22 protein-coding genes are annotated in these 22,514 nt (G+C 72.3%); 8 read left to right on the forward strand and 14 right to left on the reverse strand.

The window, feature by feature from the left end:
- Window positions 1–78 precede the first annotated feature (78 nt).
- The 3 genes from dhaK to AB0K67_RS07515 all read left to right on the forward strand — a co-directional run bounded on the left by dhaK (window position 79) and on the right by AB0K67_RS07515 (window position 2,124).
- Complete coding sequence (dhaK, locus tag AB0K67_RS07505) at window positions 79–1,059, forward strand: dihydroxyacetone kinase subunit DhaK (RefSeq protein ID WP_364054454.1); 981 nt, start codon at window positions 79–81, stop codon at window positions 1,057–1,059.
- A complete protein-coding gene (dhaL, locus tag AB0K67_RS07510) occupies window positions 1,056–1,679 on the forward strand; it encodes a dihydroxyacetone kinase subunit DhaL (RefSeq protein WP_364054457.1) in 624 nt (207 codons plus the stop codon). The genes dhaK and dhaL overlap by 4 nt, the downstream gene beginning before the upstream one ends.
- 82 nt (window positions 1,680–1,761) lie before the next feature.
- Window positions 1,762–2,124 (forward strand): phosphoenolpyruvate--protein phosphotransferase, encoded by a 363-nt coding sequence (locus tag AB0K67_RS07515; RefSeq protein ID WP_364054460.1) that lies wholly within the window; start codon window positions 1,762–1,764, stop codon window positions 2,122–2,124.
- 50 nt (window positions 2,125–2,174) lie between these two features.
- On the opposite strand, the gene AB0K67_RS07520 is transcribed toward AB0K67_RS07515, so the two are convergent.
- From AB0K67_RS07520 to AB0K67_RS07535, 4 genes are all read right to left on the reverse strand, one after another.
- A complete protein-coding gene (locus AB0K67_RS07520) occupies window positions 2,175–3,791 on the reverse strand; it encodes a thiamine pyrophosphate-binding protein (RefSeq protein ID WP_364054463.1) in 1,617 nt (538 codons plus the stop codon).
- Window positions 3,788–4,561 carry a cyclase family protein gene (locus AB0K67_RS07525; protein WP_364054466.1) on the reverse strand — a complete coding sequence of 258 codons (774 nt, stop codon included), beginning with the start codon at window positions 4,559–4,561 and terminating at the stop codon, window positions 3,788–3,790. The genes AB0K67_RS07520 and AB0K67_RS07525 overlap by 4 nt, the downstream gene beginning before the upstream one ends.
- Window positions 4,562–4,638: 77 nt before the next feature.
- A complete protein-coding gene (locus AB0K67_RS07530; protein WP_364057476.1) occupies window positions 4,639–5,301 on the reverse strand; it encodes a hypothetical protein in 663 nt (220 codons plus the stop codon).
- Window positions 5,302–5,346: 45 nt separating this feature from the next.
- Window positions 5,347–5,775, reverse strand: coding sequence for a CBS domain-containing protein (locus tag AB0K67_RS07535; RefSeq protein ID WP_364054469.1), 429 nt, complete (start codon window positions 5,773–5,775; stop codon window positions 5,347–5,349).
- Window positions 5,776–5,903: 128 nt separating this feature from the next.
- On the opposite strand from AB0K67_RS07535, the gene AB0K67_RS07540 reads away from it, so the two are divergent.
- The gene (locus AB0K67_RS07540; RefSeq protein ID WP_364054472.1) at window positions 5,904–7,295 is read left to right on the forward strand and encodes an aminopeptidase P family protein; all 1,392 of its coding nucleotides are present in this window, start codon (window positions 5,904–5,906) and stop codon (window positions 7,293–7,295) included.
- 293 nt (window positions 7,296–7,588) lie between these two features.
- On the opposite strand, the gene AB0K67_RS07545 is transcribed toward AB0K67_RS07540, so the two are convergent.
- Entirely contained in the window at window positions 7,589–8,515 is a 927-nt protein-coding gene (locus tag AB0K67_RS07545; protein ID WP_364054475.1) for a cation diffusion facilitator family transporter, read from the reverse strand.
- A 33-nt stretch (window positions 8,516–8,548) separates the two neighbouring features.
- On the opposite strand from AB0K67_RS07545, the gene AB0K67_RS07550 reads away from it, so the two are divergent.
- The 3 genes from AB0K67_RS07550 to AB0K67_RS07560 are packed head-to-tail and all read left to right on the forward strand — an operon-like array spanning window position 8,549 to window position 11,691.
- A complete protein-coding gene (locus tag AB0K67_RS07550; RefSeq protein ID WP_364054478.1) occupies window positions 8,549–9,007 on the forward strand; it encodes a MarR family transcriptional regulator in 459 nt (152 codons plus the stop codon).
- A 59-nt stretch (window positions 9,008–9,066) separates the two neighbouring features.
- Window positions 9,067–9,714, forward strand: coding sequence for an LppX_LprAFG lipoprotein (locus tag AB0K67_RS07555; protein WP_364054481.1), 648 nt, complete (start codon window positions 9,067–9,069; stop codon window positions 9,712–9,714).
- Between the two features lie 60 nt (window positions 9,715–9,774).
- Entirely contained in the window at window positions 9,775–11,691 is a 1,917-nt protein-coding gene (locus AB0K67_RS07560; protein WP_364054484.1) for an MFS transporter, read from the forward strand.
- Between the two features lie 102 nt (window positions 11,692–11,793).
- Here AB0K67_RS07560 and aspS read toward each other — a convergent pair whose 3' ends face one another.
- The 5 genes from aspS to AB0K67_RS07585 form a co-directional block, all read right to left on the reverse strand.
- Window positions 11,794–13,122 carry an aspartate--tRNA(Asn) ligase gene (aspS, locus tag AB0K67_RS07565; RefSeq protein ID WP_364054487.1) on the reverse strand — a complete coding sequence of 443 codons (1,329 nt, stop codon included), beginning with the start codon at window positions 13,120–13,122 and terminating at the stop codon, window positions 11,794–11,796.
- A 268-nt stretch (window positions 13,123–13,390) separates the two neighbouring features.
- A complete protein-coding gene (der, locus tag AB0K67_RS07570; protein WP_364054490.1) occupies window positions 13,391–14,779 on the reverse strand; it encodes a ribosome biogenesis GTPase Der in 1,389 nt (462 codons plus the stop codon).
- A 39-nt stretch (window positions 14,780–14,818) separates the two neighbouring features.
- A complete protein-coding gene (cmk, locus tag AB0K67_RS07575; protein WP_364054493.1) occupies window positions 14,819–15,475 on the reverse strand; it encodes a (d)CMP kinase in 657 nt (218 codons plus the stop codon).
- Window positions 15,476–15,528: 53 nt separating this feature from the next.
- Window positions 15,529–16,902, reverse strand: coding sequence for a carotenoid oxygenase family protein (locus tag AB0K67_RS07580; protein ID WP_364054496.1), 1,374 nt, complete (start codon window positions 16,900–16,902; stop codon window positions 15,529–15,531).
- A gap of 21 nt (window positions 16,903–16,923) precedes the next feature.
- The gene (locus tag AB0K67_RS07585; protein ID WP_364054499.1) at window positions 16,924–17,544 is read right to left on the reverse strand and encodes a WHG domain-containing protein; all 621 of its coding nucleotides are present in this window, start codon (window positions 17,542–17,544) and stop codon (window positions 16,924–16,926) included.
- 193 nt (window positions 17,545–17,737) lie between these two features.
- Between AB0K67_RS07585 and AB0K67_RS07590 the strand changes: the two genes are divergently transcribed.
- The gene (locus AB0K67_RS07590) at window positions 17,738–17,932 is read left to right on the forward strand and encodes a DUF2795 domain-containing protein (protein ID WP_364054502.1); all 195 of its coding nucleotides are present in this window, start codon (window positions 17,738–17,740) and stop codon (window positions 17,930–17,932) included.
- A gap of 303 nt (window positions 17,933–18,235) precedes the next feature.
- Here AB0K67_RS07590 and AB0K67_RS07595 read toward each other — a convergent pair whose 3' ends face one another.
- From AB0K67_RS07595 to scpB, 4 genes are all read right to left on the reverse strand, one after another.
- Window positions 18,236–19,324 carry a prephenate dehydrogenase gene (locus tag AB0K67_RS07595; protein ID WP_364054505.1) on the reverse strand — a complete coding sequence of 363 codons (1,089 nt, stop codon included), beginning with the start codon at window positions 19,322–19,324 and terminating at the stop codon, window positions 18,236–18,238.
- A gap of 126 nt (window positions 19,325–19,450) precedes the next feature.
- Window positions 19,451–19,810 (reverse strand): chorismate mutase, encoded by a 360-nt coding sequence (gene aroH, locus AB0K67_RS07600; protein WP_364054508.1) that lies wholly within the window; start codon window positions 19,808–19,810, stop codon window positions 19,451–19,453.
- Between the two features lie 70 nt (window positions 19,811–19,880).
- Window positions 19,881–21,482 (reverse strand): pseudouridine synthase, encoded by a 1,602-nt coding sequence (locus AB0K67_RS07605; protein WP_364054511.1) that lies wholly within the window; start codon window positions 21,480–21,482, stop codon window positions 19,881–19,883.
- Window positions 21,479–21,985 carry an SMC-Scp complex subunit ScpB gene (scpB, locus tag AB0K67_RS07610; protein ID WP_364057479.1) on the reverse strand — a complete coding sequence of 169 codons (507 nt, stop codon included), beginning with the start codon at window positions 21,983–21,985 and terminating at the stop codon, window positions 21,479–21,481. The genes AB0K67_RS07605 and scpB overlap by 4 nt, the downstream gene beginning before the upstream one ends.
- Window positions 21,986–22,514 lie beyond the last annotated feature (529 nt).

Consider the following 22,514-nt stretch of genomic DNA (forward strand, 5'->3'; position numbering starts at 1 on the left):
GGCCGGCTTGAGCACGACATCCAGCCCGCCCGCGCCATGACGCTTGCGCGGTCGTGAAAAAGGGCAGATGTTCTGACCATGAAGAAGCTCATCAACACGGCTGATTCCGTCGTTGAGGACGCATTGAACGGCATGGCCGCGGCTCACCCGTCGCTGCGGGTCCGCGACAACGTGGTCTATCGAGCGGCGGGGCCGAGGCCGGGCAAGGTAGGCCTGGTGTCGGGCGGGGGTTCGGGGCACGAGCCGCTGCACGCGGGGTTCGTCGGTTACGGCATGCTCGACGCCGCCTGCTGCGGCGAGATCTTCACCTCGCCGGTGCCCGACCCGATCATCGAGGCGACCACGAGCGTGGACGGCGGCGCCGGGGTGCTGCACATCGTCAAGAACTACACCGGCGACGTGCTCAACTTCGAGATGGCGGCCGAGCTGGTCGAGGGCGTCGAGGTGGCGAGCGTGCTGGTGGACGACGACGTCGCCGTACAGGACTCGCTCTACACGGCGGGCCGGCGCGGCACGGGCGCGACGCTGTTCGTGGAGAAGATCGCCGGTGCGGCGGCGGAGGAGGGCCGGCCGCTGGAGGACGTCGCCGCGGTGGCGGCCGACGTCAACCGGCGCAGCCGGTCGTTCGGCATCGCGCTGACCTCCTGTACGCCGCCCTCCGCCGGCAAGCCCATCTTCGACCTGCCGGAGAACCAGGTGGAGCTGGGCATCGGCATCCACGGCGAGCCTGGCCGCACCCGGGTGCCGATCGCACCGGCGCGCGAGCTGGCGGGCGTGGCGATGGACGCGATCCACGGCGACATGCCGCTGCGCGGCGACCTGCTGGTCATGGTCAACGGCATGGGCGGCACCCCGCTGTCGGAGCTGTACGTGGTGTTCGGCGAGGTGGCGGCGTACGTCAAGGGCAGGGGGGCGAGGGTGGCGCGCTCGCTGGTGGGCAACTACGTGACGAGCCTCGACATGCAGGGCTTCTCGGTCACCGTCTGCCCGCTGGACGACGAGCTGACCCGCTTGTGGGACGCGCCGGTCGAGACGCCGGGACTGCGCTGGGGGCGATGATGGACACCGATCTGTTCGTGGCCTGGTTCGAGGAGAGCTCCAGGCTGATCCGCCGCGAACGCGACCGCCTGACCAGGCTGGACGCGGCGATCGGCGACGCCGACCACGGCACCAACCTCGACCGCGGCTTCTCCGAGGTGTGCAAGGCGCTGGCCGACGATCCCCCGGGCTCGGCGTCGGAGGTGCTGACGACGGCGGGGACGATCCTGATCCGCCGGGTGGGCGGCGCGGCGGGGCCGCTGTACGGGTCGTTGTTCCGGCAGATGGGCAGGGCGCTGCGGGAGTCGCCGGTGACGCTCGCGGGCTTCGCGGCGGCGTTCGAGGACGGCGTGGTGGCGATCGAGCGGCTGGGCAAGGCCACGCCGGGCGACAAGACGATGGTGGACGCGCTCACCCCCGCCTCCCGTGCGCTGGCGCTGGCCGTACGCGACGGCGTCGGCGTGCACGAGGCGCTGGTCAAGGCGGCGGACGCGGCTCTGGAAGGGGCCAAGGCCACGATCCCGATGCAGGCGAAGAAGGGCAGGGCGAGCTACTTGGGGCAGCGCAGCATCGGCCACGAGGACCCGGGAGCGGCCTCGGCGGCGCTGCTGCTCGAAGCGCTGGCGAGCGTGGCGGGATGAGGGCCGCGGGTGCGCGCTCGTGGCCGGGCTTGAGAAAGGCGGTGCGATCGTTGGGCGGCGAGGCGCTGTGACGGTGGGCGTGGTGCTGGTCTCACACAGTGCCGGGCTGGCGGCCGAGGCCGTGCGGCTGGTCCGGGGCATCGCGGGCGATGACGTGCCGGTGGCGGCCGCGGGCGGGACGGCCGACGGCGGGCTGGGCAGCAGCGTGGAGGTGATCGAGAAGGCGGTGCGCAGCGTCGACGACGGGGACGGGGTGGTGCTCATCCCCGACATCGGCAGCTCGGTGCTGAACGCCCGGCTGCTGGCCGATGAGGGCAAGGCGGTGGTGGTCGACGTGCCGTTCCTTGAAGGCGCGATCGCGGCGGCGGTGACGGCGGGCGCGGGAGAGACGCTGGCCGAGGTCGTGGCGGCCGCCGAGGAGGCCCGCACCCACCGCAAGTTCTGACGCGGGCGCCCCTCGGCGGGCAGAGCCCGTCAGTGGCCCTTGAACGCCCGTCAGTGGCCCTTGAACGCCTCCTCCAGCCACCAGGAGCCGCGTTCCCTGGTCACCTTGCCGTGTACCAGCAGCGGACGGTCCCTGGGCCCGGAGAGCCAGGCGGAGACGCCCGCCAGGTCCTCGCGGCGGGTGACGGTGACGGCGTCCATGCCGTGGCCGCGCGCGATGGCGGCGAGGCCGGCGGGTGGGAACGTGACCGTGCCGAGCGGGTGGTCGTGCGGGCCGAAGTGGTGCACCTCGGCTCCGTACGCCTCGTCGTCGTACACGACGATCACCATCGGCAGCCCCAGCCGGACCACGGTCTCCAGCTCGGCGAGCCCCATGAGGAAGCCGCCGTCGCCGAGCGCGGCCACGGGGAGCCGGTCGGGCCGGGCGAGCGCGGCGCCGATCGCGGTCGCAAGGCCCAGACCGACCGACTGGAACGCCTGGGTGAAGCAGAAGCCGTTCTCGTCCGGCACGTCCAGGAACATCGACGGATATCCCATGAAGTTGCCGGAGTCGATGGAGACGACGCGCTCGGCGGGCAGCAGGTCGTCCAGGCCGATGGTGAGCGTCCTGGGGTCGATCCTGCCGCCCGCGCCGTCGTCGTCGTACGGCACCGCCCGCCACCGTCCCTCGGCCCTGATGCGCCCGGCCAGCTCGGGCGTGCGGTAGCCGGTGCGCTGCGGCACCGCGTCCGCCAGCGCCGCGGCGACCTCGGCCACGTCGCCGACGACGCCGATGCCGGCGGGCACGTGGGTCTTGAGCGCGGCGGGTTCGAGGTCCACCTTGGCCACCCTGGCGCCGGGCGAGACGAGCGAGCCGTGCCGGGTGGTCCACATGTTGAGCGCGCAGCCCCAGCCCACGATGAGGTCGGCGTCCCGGATCAGCTCCGCGGCCAGCGGGGTGGCGAAACCGCCGGAGACGTCGAGGTCCCACGGGCTGCCGCGGAACAGGCCCTTGGCCACGGCCGAGGTGGCGAGCAGCGCCCCGGTGCGTTCGGCCAGCGCCTCCAGCTCGCGGCGGGCGTGCCGGGCGCCGCGGCCGGCGATGAACACCGGCCGCCCGGCCGTCTCCAGCGCGGCGGCCAGCTCGCCGATCTCGGGCTCCACGCGGGGCGCGGCCGGCTCGGCGGGCACGTCGAGTCCGCCGGAGTGAGGCGCGGCCTGGACGTCGAGCGGCAGGTTGAGCAGCACCGTACGCCGCTCCCCCGCCGCCAGCCGGTACGCCCGCGCCGCCTGCGCGACCGCATCGCCCGCGTCGGTGACGCGCATCGCCACCGCGCCCACCGCCGTGGCGAGCCCGGCCTGGTCGATGTGGAAGTTGGACTGCGGCTCGGTGGCCTCGCCGGCCAGCACGACCAGCGGCGTGCGGCTCTTGGCCGCCTCGGTGATGCCGGTCAGCGCGTTGGTCAGCCCGGGACCCTGGTGCACCGAGACGATGCCGGGCCGGCCGCTCATCCTGGCATGGGCGTCGGCCATGGTGGCGGCCCCGCCCTCGTGACGGGCGGCGACGAAGCGCACGCCGGCGGCCACGAGGGCGTTGGTGACGTGGAAGTTGCCGCTGCCGACCACCCCGAACGCGGTCTCGGCTCCGCAGGCGGCCAGGGCCCGGCCGACGGCCTCGGCGACGATCAACGTTCCACCAGGGCGAGCACGCGGACGGGGCTGCCGGAGCCGCCCACGATGGGCAGCGGCGGCGCGACCACGACGGCGCCGGTGACGGGCAGGCGGTCGATGTTGCGGAGCTGGGTGAGCCCGTACTTGCCCGCGCCCAGGAGGAAGGAGTGGCACGGGAACGGCGGGTCGAAGGAGTGCGCGGCGCCCGCGTCGGTGCCGACGGTCTCCACGCCGATCCCCAGGATGGGCGTCTCGGACGCCAGCCACTCGGCGCACTCGGCGGAGATGCCGGGCGTGTGCGGGCCGTTGTCGTCGGCGTTGATGAACGCGGCCTGGTCGCCGGAGCGGGCGTCCCAGCCGGTGCGGTAGAGCAGCCAGCCGCCGTCGGGGAGCGGGCCGTTGGCGCGCTCCCACTGCTCGACGTGGTCGATCTGGAGGAGGAAGTCGGGGTCCTTCGCCGCCTCGTCGGCGAAGTCGAGCACCACGGCGGGCGCGATGAGGCTGCGGGCCGGCACCTGGGAGACGTCCTGCCCGTCGCGGGCGGTGACCCAGTGGACGGGAGCGTCGAAGTGCGTGCCCGTGTGCTCTCCGGTGTGGATGTCGTTCCAGTACCACGCCGGGCCGCGGTCGTCGTACCGGCTGATCTCCTCGAGCCGGAACGGGATCGTGTTGGCGAACGGCTCGGGCAGCTGGAGGATCGGTGTCTCCGCGGTGAGTGGCGCGGTCAGGTCGATCACCTCGATCGCCCCGCTGCGCACGCTGTCCACGAAGCTCTGCAACACCGACATGTCTTCCTCCTCGGTAGGGCTGAGCCGCATCCTCCTACGCTCGCCTTACCAGAGCAAACACGCCGATACCTCGCGCGTCAGGCTTTCGTCCACTCCGCGCAGCCGCCGGTCTGGAACGCCTTGTCGGTGGGCTGGATGGTGACCACGGCGGCGCCGGACGGCATGCCGGCCGCGATCACGTCGCCGCTCTCGTCGCGCAGCCGGGCCCAGTAGCACATCGTGAACCCGGAGGCCGGGCCGGTGGTGCGGTAGGTGCCCGGCTGGATGTCGGTGCCGACGCGGAGGGTGCGCAGGGACGCGGAGTTGGTGAGGGTCCCGCCGGGCTGCGTCTGCGGGGGCACGCTCTGGGCGGGCGTCTCACCAGGCGGGGTCTGCACGGGCGGAGTCCCGATCGGCCCGCTCTGAGCAGGCCCGCTCTGAGCAGGCGGGGTCTGGGCAGGCGGGGTCTGACCAGGAGGAGGAGTCTGCGCGGGTGGGGTCTGGGCCGGATCGGTGGGCACGCCCTGCGTCGGCTGCGCGGGCAGACCGGCGTCCGCGGGAGGCGACTGGCTCTTCTCGACCGTCACCGTCACCCTGGGCGCGGGCTCGCCGCTCGACGACGGGGAGCCGGCGCCGAACCCGACGAACACCCCCAGCAGGAATCCCAGCAGCGCGGCCAGCCCCGCGACGAGCACGATGATCGGCGGGCTGCTCGTCGCACGGGGGTATTGCGGGTAGTCAGGGGGAGGCGGCCCGTACATCACGGGTTTTAGCGTGCCACCCCTGTCAACCCCGCATGCGCCGGGTCAGCGGTGCAGGTAGTCGACGAGCGACGCCTTCTCCGTCTCCAGCTCCTCGATGGCGCTCTTGACGACGTCGCCGATGCTCACGATGCCGACGAGCCGGCCCTGGTCGACGACGGGCATGTGGCGGAAGCGCTGGGTGGTCATGGTGCGGCGCAGCGAGTCGACGTTCTCCCCCGGCCCCACCGTGGTCACCTCGGTCGTCATGATCGACGACACCGGCATGTCGAGGACGGCGGCGCCCCGGTCGTGCAGGCGGCGCACGACGTCGCGCTCGGAGACGATGCCCTCGATCGTCACGCCGTCAGAGGAGACGACCACCGCCCCGATGTTGCGCTCGGCGAGCTTGGCGAGCAGCTCGCGGACGGTGGCGGACGGTGCCACGCAGGTCACGTCGCTGCCCTTGTTCCGAAGGATCGTACCGATGAGCATGTGCACCACCTCTGTCCCTCAGTGTTCCAAGCCCGTGTCCAGAGCAAACAAGCGGGTGGGGGCCCAGTCAAGCGGTCCCGTAGGCTGCCTGCGTACGAATCCGACACGTCACTCAGGGACCGTGAGAAATGACCGAGCGGCTCAATACCGGAAGCCATGATCTGCCCGTCACCGAGGAGCTGGCCGCGTTCATGCGGACCGGGTGGGCGAGCGAGCGGCGGGCGGAGATCGCGCCCCGGCCGATCGCGCCGTGGGCGGCCAAGCGGCGGGCCGCGCTGGCACAGCGCTTCCCCGGCGAGCGGCTGGTGATCCCGGCGGGCACGCTGAAGGTGCGCAGCAACGACTGCGACTACCGGTTCCGGCCGCACAGCGCGTACTCGTACCTGACGGGGGCGAACGAGTCGGACGACGTGCTGGTGATCGAGCCGTCCGGCGAGGCCGTCCTGTACGTCAGGCCGCGCGCCCCGCGCGCCGAGGGCCAGGAGTTCTACCGCGACCGCCGCTACGGCGAGTTCTGGGCCGGGCCGCGCCCCGACCTGGCGGAGGCGTCCGAGCTGTACCAGATCGAGTGCGCCCACATCCGCGACCTCGACCTCAAGGGCCCGGCGCGGGTGCTGCGCGGCGTGGACCCATCGGTGGACGCGCGGGTCGAGCGCGGCGACGGCGACGCCGAGCTGGAGTCGTTCCTGTCGGAGATGCGGCTGGTCAAGGACGAGTGGGAGGTGGGCGAGCTGCGCTCGGCGGTGGACGCGACCGTGCGCGGCTTCGAGGACGTCGTACGCGCGCTCCCCCAGGCGATCGGCCACCCGCGCGGCGAGCGGTACCTGGAGGGCGTGTTCGGGCTGCGGGCGCGCCTTGAGGGCAACGCGGTCGGCTACGAGAGCATCGTGGCCTCGGGCTCGCACGCCTGCGTGCTGCACTGGATCCGCAACGACGGCGCGCTGCACCGCGACGACCTGCTGCTCATGGACGCCGGCGTCGAGTCCGACACCCTCTACACCGCCGACGTCACCCGTACGATCCCGCTGTCCGGCCGCTTCAGCCCGGTGCAGCGCCAGGTGTACGAGCTGGTGTACGAGGCCCAGAAGGCGGCCATCGCGACGCTGCGGCCGGGCGCCCGCTTCCGCGACTTCCACCTGGCGGCCATGCGCGTCATCTGCGACGGCCTGCGCGAGTGGGGCCTGTTCAAGGAGTCGGCCGACACGCTCATGGAGACCGGCCTGTACCGCCGCTACACGCTCTGCAGCAGCGGCCACATGCTGGGCCTCGACGTGCACGACTGCGCGAAGTCCAGGGCCGAGGTCTACCTGGACGGCGTGCTGGAGGAGGGCCACGTGCTGACCGTCGAGCCCGGCCTGTACCTTCAGCCGGACGACCTGACGCTGCCGCAGGAGCTGCGCGGCATCGGCGTGCGCATCGAGGACGACCTGCTGATCACGGCGGACGGCGCGACCATGCTGTCGGACGGCCTGCCCCGCCACCCCGACGAGATCGAGTCCTGGATGGGCGGGCTCCTGTAGCGAGCCGGGCACGTCGGCGGCGCGATGGCGCAGGTCATCGTCAAGCTCGAGGCCACCTCGCAGGCGACCGTGCGCGAGGTCTACCTGGCCGACGTGGACGAGGCGACCGCGCACGCCATCGTGGTCGTGGACCAGCAGGTGAACACCTCGGAGGCGATCCGTTCCGTCAAGGACCCCCACCTCGAGATCAGCACGGTGAAGGAGAAGGACACCAGGAAGATCAACGACGTGCCGTGCTCGGCGCGGCGTCGGGGGACCGGTACAGCCTGGACGGCAAGCCCGCCGACAAGTGATCAGCGGCGGCAGGTCGGCGTGGGGTCGAGGAACACCTGCCGTACCTGGGGGAACTGCTCGCGCAGCCGCCGTTCCACCTCGTCGGCGGCCTTCTCGACGCCACGGGCCGTGGCCTCGTCCTGGAAATCGATCTTCGCGGCGACCAGGACCGCGCCCGGCCCGATCACCATCGTCAGCAGCTCCACCACGCCGGCCACCTCGGGCTGGTCGAGCAGCACGGCGCGGATGCCGTTCTGCACGCTCTCGGGCGCGGCCTGGCCGATGAGCAGCGACAGGTTCGTCCTGATCAGGGTGACCGCGACGACCAGCAGGAGCAGGCCGATCACGACGGAGGCGACGCCGTCCCAGAGCGCCGATCCGGTGAGCTGCGAGCCGAGCAGCCCTCCGGCGGCCACCAGCAGCCCGATGAGCGCGGCGCCGTCCTCGAACAGCACGGCCTTCAGCGCCGTGTCGGAGGTCACCCGTACGAGCCGTCGGGGCGGGATGCCGTAACGTGCGGCCTCGCGGCGCAGCTGCGCCAGCCCTTTGAGCAACGAGGTGCCCTCGAGCACGAACGCGACGGCCAGCACGACGTACGAGGGGGTGAGGTCGGCCAGCTCCTCGCCGTGGCCGACCTCGTGCAGGCCGTGGGTGATGGAGAACCCGGCCCCGCCCACCAGCGTCGCCACCGCCGCCATCAGCGCCCAGACGAAACCCGCCTTGCCGTGCCCGAACGGATGCCGCCGGTCGGCCGGCTTGCCCGACCGCCGCACGGCCACCAGCAGCAGCAGCTCGGTCACGGTGTCGGCGGCGGAGTGCGCCGCCTCCGACAGCATGGCGGCCGAGCCGCCGATGAGACCGGCGATCAGCTTCGCCAGCGCGATCGCCAGGTTCGCGGCGCCGGCCACGAGCACGGTGCCCAGGCTCTCCCCAGACTTCTCGCCCATAGCGCCCCACCTTACGTGCGCTAGATTGAGTGCGTGAGTGAGCCCCGCTGGCTGTCGCCTGCCGAACAACGTGCGTGGCGTACGCATCTGGCGGTGCACAAGCTGCTCATGCACCGGCTCGACCGCGAGCTGCACGCGCACTCGCTCTCGCTCAACGACTACGAGATCCTCGTCAACCTCTCCGAGAGCCCGGGCCGCCGCATGCGGATGAGCGAGCTGGCCGACGTCACCATCCAGTCGCGCAGCCGGCTGTCGCACCAGATCTCCCGCATGGAGGCCAAGGGCCTGGTCGTCAGGGAGGACTGCCGCGACGACCGCAGGGGCACCTACGCGGTGCTGACCGACGAGGGCTGGGAGACGATCCAGCGGGTGGCGCCGCACCACGTGCGGGGCGTGCGCGAGCACTTCGTCGACCGCCTCACCGACGACCAGCTCGAGGCGATCGTGGCGGCGTACGCGCCGATCGTCGAGCATCTGAAGAAGCTGCGCTGACACCCAACCGATATACGCGAGCGGCCACGCGCGATCTCCGCGCTGGCTAGCATCCGGTCATGCTGAGAAAGCTACTGATCGTGGCGGTCCTCGCGCTCGCGACGGCGTGCTCGTCAGGCGGCGCGGGGGCGGAGCTGCCGGCCGGGCCCGACGTGATGAAGAAGGCCGTGGACGCCATGAAGACGGTGAAGTCGGCCGGCTTCTCCATCGCGACCGAGGGCAAGCCGAACGTGCCGCTGAAGAAGGCCGACGGGCGGCTCACGGCGGAGGGGGACGCCGACGGCACGATCACGCTCGAGGCGCTGGGCAGCCTCCTTGAGGTCACCTTCGCCGTGGTCGGCGACACCGTCCACTTCAAGGGCGCCACGGGCGGCTTCCAGAAGATGACGCGGCAGCAGCTCGCCCAGATCTACGACCCGTCGGTCATCCTGGAGCCGACCAAGGGCGTCGCGCAGCTGCTCGCCTCCGGCACCGACCCCAAGGTGGAGGCCGTCGAGAACGGCTCCTACCGGGTCGCCACCACCTTCCCCGGCAGCGTCGTCGGCCAGATCGTCCCCGGCGTCACGCAGGGCGTGAACGCCAAGATCTGGATCGACCAGGCCAGCAGCAGGCTCACCAAGGCCAGCCTGCCGCTGGAGGGCGGCACGGTGACGGTGTCGTTCAGCGACTACGACGCGCCGGTCACGATCAAGCCGCCCGCGCAGTGAGGCCGTTGCAGACGGGACGTGAGGCGAGCTTGACGGGAAGTGCTCGATGAGGAGGGCGCAGTGAGGCGCGCCCGGCGGGTGGTGCTCGGCGCGGGCGGCGCGGTGGTGCTGCTCGCCGCGCTGGACGCGTACGTGGTGGTGACGGTCCTGGTCGGCATCGCCGAGGACGTCGGCATCCCGCTCAACCACCTCGAACGCGCCACCCCGATCGTGACGGGCTTCCTGCTGGGGTACGTCGCCGCGATGCCGCTGCTCGGGCGGCTCTCCGACCGGTACGGCCGCCGCCCGCTCATCCACGCCTGCCTGGCCGCGTTCGCGCTCGGCTCCGTGCTGACCGCGCTGGCGAGCGGGGAGATCACAGTGGTGGCCGGGCGCACCGTGCAGGGGGTCGCGGGCGGTGCGCTGCTGCCGATCACCATGGCGGTCATCGGCGACCTGTGGGAGGAGCGCGAGCGCTCCGTCGCCCTGGGTGCCGTCGGCGCCGCGCAGGAGCTGGGCAGCGCGCTCGGGCCCCTGTACGGCGGCCTGCTCGCCGGGGTTCCGAGCACGGTGGTCGCGGGGATCGAGCTGGGCGGCTGGCACGCCATCTTCTGGATCAACGTCCCGCTCTCCGCCCTCGCCGCCCTGGCCGTCCACCGCGCCCTCCCACCCGGCCACCTCGTGCCCCCGCCGCCCTCCTCTGGCGAGAGCAGCCCGCCCGGGAAGTCCGGAGCGGCCGCGCGCTCAGCGGTGGACGTGCACACCGAACCCGCTCAGGCTCCCGCGCCCGCCGCGAGCGCCCAGCCCATCACCGGTGCAGGAGGCGGGAAGTACGGCGAGGGCGAGGTGGCCGGTCCTGGCGCGGGCTCGCAGCCGCGCGACACCGCCGCGCCGCCGGCACCCGCCCGCTTCGCCACGCTCGCGGAAGCGGGCGAGCGCAGCAACGCGGCGGACCCGCGCACCGAAACCCTCGCACTCGGAACCGGCGCGGCCGCAGAGACGCACGCAGAAGCCGCCGGCCCCGAGACCGACACGGCCACTGAAGCGGACGAGGCCAGCGCAGGCACGGGATCGACCCCGAAAGCGGGCGAGGCCCGCGCAGGCGCGAAAGCGGGCGCGGGGCGGGTGGACGCGGTCGGCGGGGCGCTGCTGGCGGTCACGCTGGCGCTGCTGATCGTGGGGCTCTACAACCCCGACCCGGCCGCCGCCGTGCTCCCGCCGTGGGGCCTGCCGCTGATCGGGGCGAGCGTGGTGGCGGGAGCCGGGTTCGTGTGGTGGGAGGTACGCTCCCCCGTACGCCTGCTCGACCTGACCGGCACCCGCAAGGGCCCCCTGCTGGCCACGCTGGCGGTCAGTTTCCTGGCGGGGGCGGCGCTGCTGGTCACGATGGTGTTCGTGCCGATCACCGCCCAGACTCTGCTCGGCGCCGACGAGCTGGGCGCGTCGCTGGTGCTGGCGAGGTTCCTGGCGGCGTTGACGGTGGCGGCGTTCCTGGGCGGCCTGCTGGCCCGCCGCCTGGGCGAGCGGGTGGTGGCGGTGGCCGGCATGGTGTCCGCGGCGGCCGGTTACGCGCTGATGAGCCGCTGGCCGCTCGACCTGGCCGAGGCGGGCCTGAGGGTGGACCTCACGCTGGTCCTGGCGGGCCTGGGGCTCGGCCTGGTGATCGCCCCGGTGTCGTCGGCGGTGCTGCGGGTGAGCCGGGCGGACCAGCACGGCGTGGCGTCGGCGGCGGTCGTGGTGGCGAGGATGATGGGCATGCTGATCGGCATCGCGGCCGTGTCGGCGTGGGGTTTCTACCGGTTCCAGTCGCTGACGGCGCATCTGGACACGCCGCTGCCGTTCGGGGTGGACGCGGAGACGTACCGCCGGCAGCTGGCCGAGTACACAGAGCTGGTGCAGGCTGCGCTGCACACCGAGTACACCGAGATGTTCCTGGTCACGGCGGTCATCTGCCTGCTGGGGGCGGTGGTGGCCGCCCGCATGCCGGCCCGCCGCTGAAAGGCGGCCCCACGCGGGCGGTGGTGCCCGCCGACCTACCGGCCCGCCGCTGAGGGGCGGCCCACGAGCCCTCCGAGCAGAGGGCCGCCCCTCGGCGCAGGTTCAGGGCGTCAGGCGGTGCAGGTCGCGCGGGAACGCGGTGACCTGGCGGACGTTGGCGGCGCCGGTCAGCTTGGCCGTCCAGCGTTCGAGGCCGAGGGCGAAGCCGCCGTGGGGCGGCATCCCGTACCGGAACGCCTGGAGATACCCCTCGTACGGGCCGGTGTCCTCGCCCCGGTCGGCCAGCGCGCGGACGTAGTCGTCGTAGCGGTGCAGCCGCTGCCCGCCGGTCACGAGTTCGAGCCCGCGGAAGAGCAGGTCGAACCCGTTGGTGTAGCCGGGCCGCTCGGGGTCGGGGTGGGTGTAGAAGGGCCGCTTGGACATCGGGTAGCCGGTGACGAAGAGGAACTCCGACCCGTGCTCCCGCTCGGCCCACTCCGACAGCCACCGTTCCTGCGCGGGCGACAGGTCGGGCTCCGGCGACGAGGTCAGCCGCTGCGCCTCGGTGAAGTGCACGGCCGGGATCTCGGCGGGCACCTCGGGCAGGCGTACGCCGAGCAGTGACACGGCGTGCCCGGCCCGGCGGCGTACGGACTCCAGCATGCCCGCCACCACCTCGCGCAGCACCGCCATCACGTCCCGGTGGTCGCGGATGAAGCCCAGCTCGGCGTCCAGGCTGGTGTACTGGGCGAGGTGCCGTACGGTGTCGTGCGGCTCGGCGCGGAAGACGGGCCCGACCTCGTAGACCCGCTCGAACACCCCGACCATCGCCTGCTTGTAGAACTGCGGCGACTGCGCGAGGTAGGCGGGCCTGCCGAAGTAGTCGATGGCGAAGACGTTCGCGCCGGACTCGGTGGCCGAGCCGACGATCTTCGGCGTGTGGATCTCGGTGAACCCGAGCCGGTCGAGCGTCTCGCGGAACCCGGCGACGCCCGCGGCCGCGATCTCCAGGGGCGCCCGCAGCAGCGGGTGCCGCAGCGCGACCGGCGCGTGGTCGAGCACGGTCGGCAGCGCCGCGTTGACCGCGGGCCGGTAGAGGTCGAACGGCGGCGCCGCACCCGTCTCGGCCAGCACCTCGATCGAGGGCTCGACCAGCTCATGGCCGCCGGGCGCCTGCGGGTTGGCGGCCACGGTGCCGGTGACCGCGACCACTGTCTCTTCGGCAGGCAGGTCGCTCTCGGCCGAGCCGTTCGCGGAAGACAGGCCGCCCCCTGACGGGCCGACCTCGGAAGGCGGGTCGTGCGCGGTGACGGCCTGGGCGAGCCCGGCGCGGTCGCGTACGACGAGGAAGGACACGGACTTCAGTCGCCGGCGGCGATGGACCCAGCCGGCGACCGTCACTCGTTGCCCGGCGTGCTCAGCGAGCTCCGCCGACAGAACACGAGAGATCATCACAACTCCTGCGAAGAATTGCATGACCCCTTGGGAGTGCGGGGGAGAAGGGAGCTCCCGGTGCCACCGCACTTTCACCGCCCCCGGCGAACGGGGGCGGCCTCGTTACGACCCGATGACGGGGGTCAACCGGCGGGGCATTTCCTCCCCGCACTCAGGAGTGTCTTCACCGGCGGGTCACGGCACCGCCTTCGCAGCTACCGGCGGCTCTCTGCGGCCGTGGGTCCCGCGGCTACTCGTCTCCGTCAACGCGTTGCCGGTGACCTTATCACTTGTCCTTCTTGCGCTTCTCCCTGATTTTCATCGTCACCTCGATGGGCGAGCCGGCGAAGCCGAACTCCTCGCGGATGCGCCGTTCGATGAAGCGCCGGTAGGTGTCCTCCAGCCAGCCGGAGGTGAACAGCACGAACTTGGGCGGCTCGATGGCCGCCTGGGTGGCGAAGAGGATCTTCGGCTGCTTGCCGCCGCGCACCGGCGGCGGGGTCTCGCGCACCAGGTCGGTCAGGAACGCGTTGAGCCGGGCCGTCGGCACCCGCGTGGACCACGAGTCGAGCGCCTTCTCCAGGGCGGGCACGAGCCGGTCGAGGTGGCGGCCGGTCTTGGCGGAGATGTTGACGCGCAGCGCCCACGGGGTGCGGACGAGCTGGCGGTCGATCTCCTTCTCCAGGTAGTAGCGGCGGTCCTCGTCGAGCAGGTCCCACTTGTTGAAGGCGACGACCATGGCCCGGCCCGACTCGATGACCAGGCCGATGATGCGCAGGTCCTGCTCGGTGAGCGGCTGGCTGGCGTCGATGAGCACGACCGCGACCTCGCTGCGCTCGAGCGCTGCGCGGGTGCGCATGGCGGCGTAGAAGTCGGCGCCCTGCAGCTCGCGGTCGCGCCGCCGGATGCCGGCGGTGTCGACGAAGCGCCAGGTGCGCCCGCCCAGCTCGATCAGCTCGTCGACGGGGTCGCGGGTGGTGCCGGCCATCGGGTCGACGAGCACGCGCTCCTCCCCCGCCAGCTTGTTGAGCAGGGAGGACTTGCCGACGTTGGGCTTGCCGAGCAGCGCCACGCGGGCGGGCCCGCGCTCGCCGTCGAAGGTGACCTTCGGCGTCTCGGGCAGCAGGTCGAGCACGACGTCGAGCAGGTCGCCGCTGGAGCGCCCGTGCAACGCGGAGACCGGGTGGGGCTCGCCGAGCCCGAGCGACCACAGCGCGCTGGCCTCCAGCTCGAGCTGCTGGTTGTCGACCTTGTTGGCGGCCAGCACGACCGGCTTGCCCGACTGGCGCAGCACCGAGCCGACGATCTCGTCGGCGTCGGTGGCGCCCACGGTGGCGTCGACCACGAACACGATCACGTCGGCCAGCTCGACGGCCACCTGCGCCTGCTCGGCGATGCGCGCGTTCATGCCCGTGGCGTCGGGGTCCCAGCCGCCGGTGTCGACCACGGTGAAGCGGCGGCCACGCCAGTTGGCGTCGTACGTGACCCGGTCGCGGGTGACGCCCGGCACGTCTTCGACGACCGCCTCACGGCGGCCGATGATGCGGTTGACCAGCGTGGACTTGCCGACGTTCGGCCGGCCCACGATGGCCACGACGGGCAGCGGCGTGCTGTCCTCGTGCTCGCCTATCTCAAGGTCTTCGAGGTCGGCCTCGACCCAATCCCCCGTTGTCACTATTCATCGTCCTTTGTGAGTCCCGCACCGGACTTCGGGTCAGGTGCGCTCTTTGACCAGTCTCAACACTTCCGCGATGACCTCGTCCAAGGTCAGGTCGGTGGTGTCGAGCTCGACGGCGCCCTCCGCCATCGAGAGCGGGTCTGTCTTCCGTGTCGAGTCAAGGGTGTCACGCCTGGCCATGGCCTCGCGCTGCGCCTCCACCGTCGAGCCGGCCACCTCGGCGCTGCGCCGCAGAGCGCGGGCCTCGGGGCTGGCCGTCAGGTAGACCTTCACGGCGGCGTCGGGGCAGACGACCGTGCCGATGTCGCGGCCCTCCACCACGATGTCGCCGTCGCCGACGATCTCGCGCTGGAGCGCCACCAGGCGGGCGCGTACCTCGGGGACCGCCGCCACCAGCGAGACCGCGCCGGTCACGTCGGCCTCCCTGATCGGCCCCGCCACATCGACGCCGTCGACGTGGATGGTGGGGCCGTCAGGGTCGGTGCCGGAGACGACCTCGGGCTCGCCGCAGCGGGCCGCGATGGCGGCGGGATCGGTCAGATCGACGCCCTCGCGCAGCATCCACCAGGTCATCGCGCGGTACATCGCCCCGGTGTCCAGGTAACGCAGGCCCAGCGCGCGGGCGACCCCGCGCGACACGCTCGACTTACCCGACCCCGAAGGGCCGTCCATCGCGACGACCAGACCGGCCACGGTCTCTCCCTCTTCACGTTTCGGCTTGCCGGAAAGAGGCTACCGCCTCCGGGTCAGTCGGCGATCCAGCTCGCGTGGAAGCCGAGCGGCACGCGTACGGGAAGATGCACGGTGGCGACGGGCTCGCCGGTGAAGTCCTGCGCGGACAGGATCACCAGATCGGCCGCTCCCCTGCCGGGGTTGTTGACGTAGGCGAGCACGTAGCCGTCGTCCTCGGCCGCGCCTGAGCCGTCGCCCGCCGGGACGAAGACCGGCTCCCCCGCGTACGCGTCGCGCCCCATCCGCCGCGTCTCCCGCGTGCCGGTCGTCAGGTCGTGCTTGATCAAAGTGTTGTCGAACGCCGAGTCCGGCATGTCCTCAAGATCGGTGGCGCCAGGGTAGAAGCGCTCCTCCACGTCGAAAGTGGCGACGGTGTAGCCGTAGCGGTACGGCCGGCCGGTGCGGCGCTCGTCCATGCGCGGGAACTCCTGCGGCCGGTCGTCGAGCCGCGTCTCGGTCACCGTTCCCGTACACAGGTCGATGCGCCAGCGGTCGAGCGTGGGCGCGCCCCCGAGATCCAATCGGCCGTCCACGAACCGCCTGGGGTAGCGCACGGCGTCCACGACCACCTCATCGCCCTCCTCGTAGGCGTTGAGCGTGTGGAACACCCAGCACGGCGCCACCTCGAACCAGCGCACCTCGCCGGTCGCCCGCGACAGCAGGCCGAGCCGCGGCGCGTGGTCCTCGTTCCACGCGACGGGCAGCGTCGTCCCCTTCTCGGCCTGCTCCATGCTGAACGTCACCGGCAGGTCGTAGATCACCACGTAGTGCTCGGTAAGCGCGAAGTCGTGCATCATCGGCGCGTCGGGGACCGGGATCTTCGTCACCTGCGTCACCTCGCCCTTGGCGTCGATGACGATGTGCTGGTGGTGGTCCCAGCCGAAGAAGTACGCCATCGCGTGCAGCTCGCCGGTGACCGGGTCGAGGTGGGCGTGGCCGGTGTAGCCGCCGGGCAGCTTCCCGCCGAAATCGCACGGGCCGATCGTGTCGAGCTCGTACGTCAGCTCGTACGGCCGCGCTCCCCCTTCCTGCGTCGCGAACGTGCGGCCGGCCACCCCGATCACGTACGTGTTGGGCGCGAGGTCCAGGCCGGCGTGCACCGGCCCGGAGCGCGGCTCCTCGCCGAGCCGCTCGGCGACGGAGGCGCTGCGCACCCACCGGTTGCGGTACCACTCGGCGCGGCCGTCGCGCAGCCTGATGCCGTGCACCATGCCCTCGGGCAGGAGCATGTGGGCGGCGGCCGGGTCGTCGAGGCCGATCGGGTTGGGGCCGTTGCGCAAGTAGCGGCCGTTCAGCTCGGCCGGGATGCGGCCGGTGACCTCCAGGTCGAAGGCCGTGATCTCCTCGGTGGCGGGGGCGAAGCCTCCGGTGAACGGTGTGGTGCTCATGATCTCCCTCTCCTGTCGTGATCAGGTACGGCGTCCGTCCCGGGTCATGAACGGGGTGAGCACCGAGGTGCACAGCAGCCGGTAGCGGGCCGAGGTGTCGGCCTCCTCGAAGTAGCTGGAGATCTCCAGGCTGACCGCCCCGTGAACGGCCATCCCGAGCAGGTCGGCGATCTCCGGCGCCTCGGCCCCGGCCAGCTCCCCCGCCTCCAGGCATGCGGCCACGCCCGCCACGAGCATGCCGAACGTGCGCTTGGCCGTCCGGATGGCCTCCTCCCCCGCCTTGAACCCCGGCAGGGCGCCGAGGAACATCACGCGGTAGTAGTCGGGCTCGGCCAGTGCGTGGTCGCGGTAGGCGGCCAGCATGGCCATCAGCCGGTCGAGCGGGCCGCCGTCGCTCGGCACGTCCAGCAGCCGCCGCTCCAGCCGGGCGAAGCCCTCCAGCCAGAGGGCCTCGCTGAGGCCGTCCTTGCCGCCGAAGAGCGTGTAGATGACCTTCGTGGAGCAGCCGACCTCGGACGCGATGCGCCGGACGGTCAGCGCCGCCGGCCCTTCGTTGATGAGCAGGTTCTTGGCCGCTTCGAGGATGGTCGCCCTGACGACGTCCTGCCCTTCGCGCTGGGCCTGCTGGTACGGGGTGCTCACGGTAACGCCGTTTCTTGTCGGTAACACTGTTACCGATCTTTGTACGCGAAGCCGCCCGGCCCGTCAACCCGGAGACCGGGGCGCTCAGCCCGGGACGCGTCCTGTAGAGCCGGACCTAACACGCGAAAACGTGATCTACCAACTCACTGCGAGCAAGTCGTTACGTAACGTGATTGAGGGGCATCAGGCAGGTATGACAACCGCACCTAACCCGATCGACCTGCAGAAGCACCTGAGCGGGGTCGACTACCCGGCCAGCAAGCAGGATCTGATCAAGGCGGCTCGCGAGCAGAACGCGAGCAAGGACATTCTCAAGGCACTCGAATCCATGCCGGACCGCGAATACGACGGCCCGAACGCCGTCAGCCAGGCGATCACCAAACGCTGATTCGCCCGGCAGGACATCGGGCGGGGCCCCACAGGGCTCCGCCCGATCCGTGTCCCGGCACGGGGTGCGGCCCGTCGCCGCCGACGGCTCCACGCAGGCGTTGCCTCCAAGGACGCGGACAACCGCACGTCAGAAGCCGCCTGAACGCGGACAACCGCGCGCCAGGGGCCGCTTGGACGCGGACAACCGCGCATCAGAAACCGCCTGAATGCGGACAACCGCGCATCAGGGCCGCCTGAACGCGGACATCGGGGCGTCAGAGGCGGCTTGGACGCGGTCGTCGGCAGTGGTGCGTCAGGGGAGTCAGGGGACCTGCCAGCCGCGCTCGTGCAGCGCCTCGGTGAGCGTGGCGGCCGCGCCGGGCTCGACCGACAGCTCGGCGATGCCCAGCGGCAGGCCGGGGGCGTGCTCCAGCCGGACGTCCTCGACGTTGACCCCGACCTCGTCGCACACCTGGAACAGCCGGGCGAGCTGGCCGGGACGGTCGCCGATGACCACCTGAACGACGGCGTACGCGGAGGCGGGCCCGCCGTGCTTGCCGGGGATGCGGTCGTGCCCCGCCACGCCCCGCTTGAGCAACTGGGTGATCTCGTCGGTGGCGGTGCCGTCGCCCTCGGCCAGGGCGCGCAGCGCGCTGGCCGCGTCGGCGAGGTCGTTGGCCACGGCCTCCAGCACCTCGGCCACCGGCCCCGCGTTGCCGGACAGGATGCCGAGCCACAGCCCGGGGTCGCTGCCCGCGATCCGCGTGACGTCGCGGATGCCCTGGCCGGCCAGCCCGAGCGCGACGTCGGTGGCGTCGGCGAGCCGGGCCGCCACCGCCGATGCGGCCACGTGGGGTGCGTGCGAAACGACCGCGACCGCGCGGTCATGGTCGATGGCGCTCACCTCGACGGCGTTGGCCCCGCACAGCTCGATCAGCCGCAGCACCGCCGCCTTCGCCTCAGGATCGGCCTCCTCGGTCGGGCACAGCGCCCACGGACGCCCCAGGAACAGATCCTCCCTGGCCGCGCCGGGCCCCGACTTCTCCCGCCCGGCGAGGGGGTGCGAGGCGACGTAGGACGCCAGGTCGCAGCCGAGCTGCCTGGCCCGGTGGATGGGCTCGCCCTTGACGCTGGCCACGTCGGTGTAGAAGCGGGCGGCGCCGATGCGCTGCAGCTCGTGCAGCTCGGTCGCCACGGCCGCGGGCGGCACCGCGATGACCGCGAGGTCCACACCCTCGGCCTGGGGCGTGCCCGGCCGCCACTCCTCGCCTGCGCCGAGCTCCCGTGCCAGCCGTACGGCTCCCTCGTCGCGGTCGGCGAGCAGCACCCGGACGCCCCGCTTGCGCAGCGCCAGCGCCGTGGAGGTGCCGATGAGACCGGTGCCGACGACGAGCACGGTACGAAGATCCATCTCGATGTCCTGATTGGTCGGGCTGAACGGTTGAGAGGTGCCGCGCGGCCGGCCTGCCTGCCGCGTCCTGTGCCTGGTCCTGGGCTGGGTGGTCCTGGGCTGGGTGGTCCTGGGCTTGGAGCGAATCTACTGGGCGATGTCCTGCCGCAGCGCCACCGCGCCCCGCAGATAGACGTGGTGGATCTCGGAACGCGGCCGGTCGGTCTCGATGTGGGCGAGCAGGCGCACCACGCGCGGCAGCGCCCCGGGGACGTCGATCTCGGTGGCGCAGATCAGCGGCACTTCGTGAAAACCCAGCTTACGCGCGGCGAGCGCGGGGAACTCGGCCGTCAGGTCGGGCGTCGCGGTGAACAGCACGCTGATCACGTCGTCCGGAGTCAGGCTGTTACGCTCCATGATCACGCTGACCAGCTCGGTCGTGCCCGAAATGATGGAGTCGCGGTCGTTGGCGTCCACCTGGATCGCACCACGGATCGCCCGCACCATGTGCTTCGTCCCCTTCCAGAGCCGTAGAGCCCGTGCGGAGTTCGCGCACGGGCTCCTGCGTCCGGCCAGATTACAGCTTCACCGCCGCGTACAGGTCGCCGACTTCCTTCAGCGTCAGCGCCCTGACCGTGCCAGGCTTCGTCCGGCCCAGCTTCACCGGGCCGAACTCGATCCTGGCCAGATCGATCACCCGGTGGCCGACCGCTTCGAGCAGCCGCCTGACCACGTGCTTGCGGCCCTCGTGCAGCACCACCTCGACCAGCGCCTGCTGGCCGTGCTCCTGCACCACCGAGAACGAGTCGACCCTGACGATGCCGTCCTCCAGCTCGACGCCCTCCTTGAGCCTGCGGGCGAGGCTGCGCGGGATCGGGCCCGGCACCTTGGCCCAGTACTTCTTCGGCACGCCGTAGCTGGGGTGCGTCAGCCGGTTGGCCAGCTCGCCGTCGTTGGTGAGCAGCAGCAGGCCCTCGGTCTCGGTGTCGAGCCGCCCCACGTGGAACAGCCGAGGCGCCAGGTCCTCGACGTAGTCGGCCAGGCACGGCCGGCCCTGCGGGTCGTTCATGGTGGACACGACGCCGATGGGCTTGTTCAGCGCGTAGTAGACGAGGTCGGGCGCGGTCGGGATGCGCCTGCCGTCGACGTGGATGACCTGCTTGGCCGGGTCGACCTTGGCGCCGAACCTGCGCACCACCTGGCCGTCCACGGTGACGCGGCCCTCGCCGATCATCTCCTCGCAGGCCCTGCGGCTGGCCACGCCCGCCTGGGCGAGCACCTTCTGCAGGCGTACGCCGTCGGGGACCTCGGTGGTGTCGCGCTCGTCGGTGTAGCCCTCGGGGTAGAAGTCGCGGTCGCGGATCGGCTGGCGGGCCGCCTTGACGCGGTCGCGCTGCGGGCTGCCGGAGCCGCCGCGCCGGCTGCTGCCGCCGATGGTCTGCACGACGTCCCTGCGCCCGGTGTCCCTGCGCCCGGTGTCCCTGCGCCCGGTACGCGTCGCGGGACGGCCGCCGCGGCCGCTGCGCACGCTCTCGGACCGGTCGCGCCTGCCGGAGCGCTCCTGGCGGCCGCCGTACTCGTCGCGGTCGCGCTCGGGGCGGTCGGCCCAGTCGCGCCGGCCCGGCCTGTCATCGTCGTCACGCCGGCCGTAGCGGGCGCGGGTGGAGGTCACGGGCTTGGGGGCGACGTCCTCGCGCCGTCCGCCGCGTCCGGCCCTGAACGCGCTCGGGCCGCGCTCGTCGCGCCGGTCGTCACGGCGGTCGTCACGGTCGTCGCCGCGCCAGTCGTCATAGCGGTCGTCATAACGGTCGTCGCGCCGGCCGGACCGGTGACCGTCCCGGCCCTCGTCGCGGAACCGCTCGCCGCGCTCGTAACGCTCGCCCGTGTCGAACCTGTCGAACCTGTCGGTCCTGTCGCTGCGGCCGTACCGGGCGCGGGTGCCGCTACGGTCGGCGCGCAGGGAGTCGCGCGACGGACGGCCACGGGAGTCGTCCTGGCCGCGGAAGTCGTCGTCACGGAAGTCGCCCCGGCCGCCGCGGGCACCGCGGGAATCCCCTCCACGCGTGCCGCCGCCGCGGGTGTCACCGGAGCGGAAGGCGGGACGCCCGCCACGGCCGGAGCCGCCGGCACGTCCACGACCGCGTCCATCACCGGACGGGGTGCTACGCCTGTTGATCACTTTGTCGTCTCCTCGAGATTTTCCACGTCGTCGGGGAGGAAGGGCGCGAGCTCGGGGAGCTCGCTCAGGTCCCGCAGTCCCAGACGTTCAAGGAAGTATGAGCTTGTCCGGTAGAGCACTGCCTGGCTCTCCGGGTCGGTGCCGGCCTCCTCGACCAGCCCCCTGGCGACGAGCGTCCGCATGACGCCGTCGCTGTTGACGCCGCGCACCGCGGCGACGCGGGCACGGCTCACCGGTTGCCGGTAGGCAACGACCGCGAGTGTCTCCAGAGCGGCCTGGGTGAGCCGCGTCTGCTGGCCGTCGCGTACGAACCGCTCGACCATAGGCGCGCACTCGGCGCGCGTGTAGAAACGCCAGCCGCCCGCGACTTCTCGCAAATCAAAACCCCGCCCTGCGGCGGTGTATTCCGCCGCGAGCGCGCGCAACGCAGCGGCCACCTCGTGCGTCGGCCGCTCCAGCACTTGAGCCAGCGTCACTTCGGCGACCGGCTCGTCGACCACCATCAGGATAGCCTCAAGCGCCGCCTCCAACGACGGCCCCTCCTCAGAGCCCCCGCCGACGCCCTCGTCCTCACGCCCCTCAGCGTCGCCTTCCCCCGCGCCTGCCGCCGCCGAAGCGCCGTCTCCCCGGGCCCCATTCCGCCGCTCGGAGCCCGAAGCGCTGGTGGCGGCCCCATCAGCCTCACCCCTGGCACTCGTCTCAAGGAAGGCCTCACCGGCGGCCGAAGGCACCGGCACCGCGCCGGAAGGCTCACCGTCACCGGAGGGCAGCGCCACCGCGCCAAAGGGCTCGTCGCCGGAGCCCGCCAGCAGCGCGGCACCGACCGTGCCGCCGCCCGAAGCCTCCGGCGCCGCGCCGGAAAGCTCGCCGCTTCCGGAAACCGCCGACGCTGCGGCACGAACCTCGCCGTCACCCCCGACCGCCGTTGCGTCGGTGCCGAGCCCTCCGTCAGCGGAGCCCTCCGGCGCTTCGGTGGACAATCCAGCCACCGGGGCGGACGATCCGGCCCCGCTAGCGGGCGATCCAGCCCCC

Source organism: Nonomuraea sp. NPDC052634, from assembly GCF_040678535.1.
In the GTDB taxonomy this organism is placed as follows: Bacteria; Actinomycetota; Actinomycetes; order Streptosporangiales; family Streptosporangiaceae; genus Nonomuraea; species Nonomuraea fastidiosa.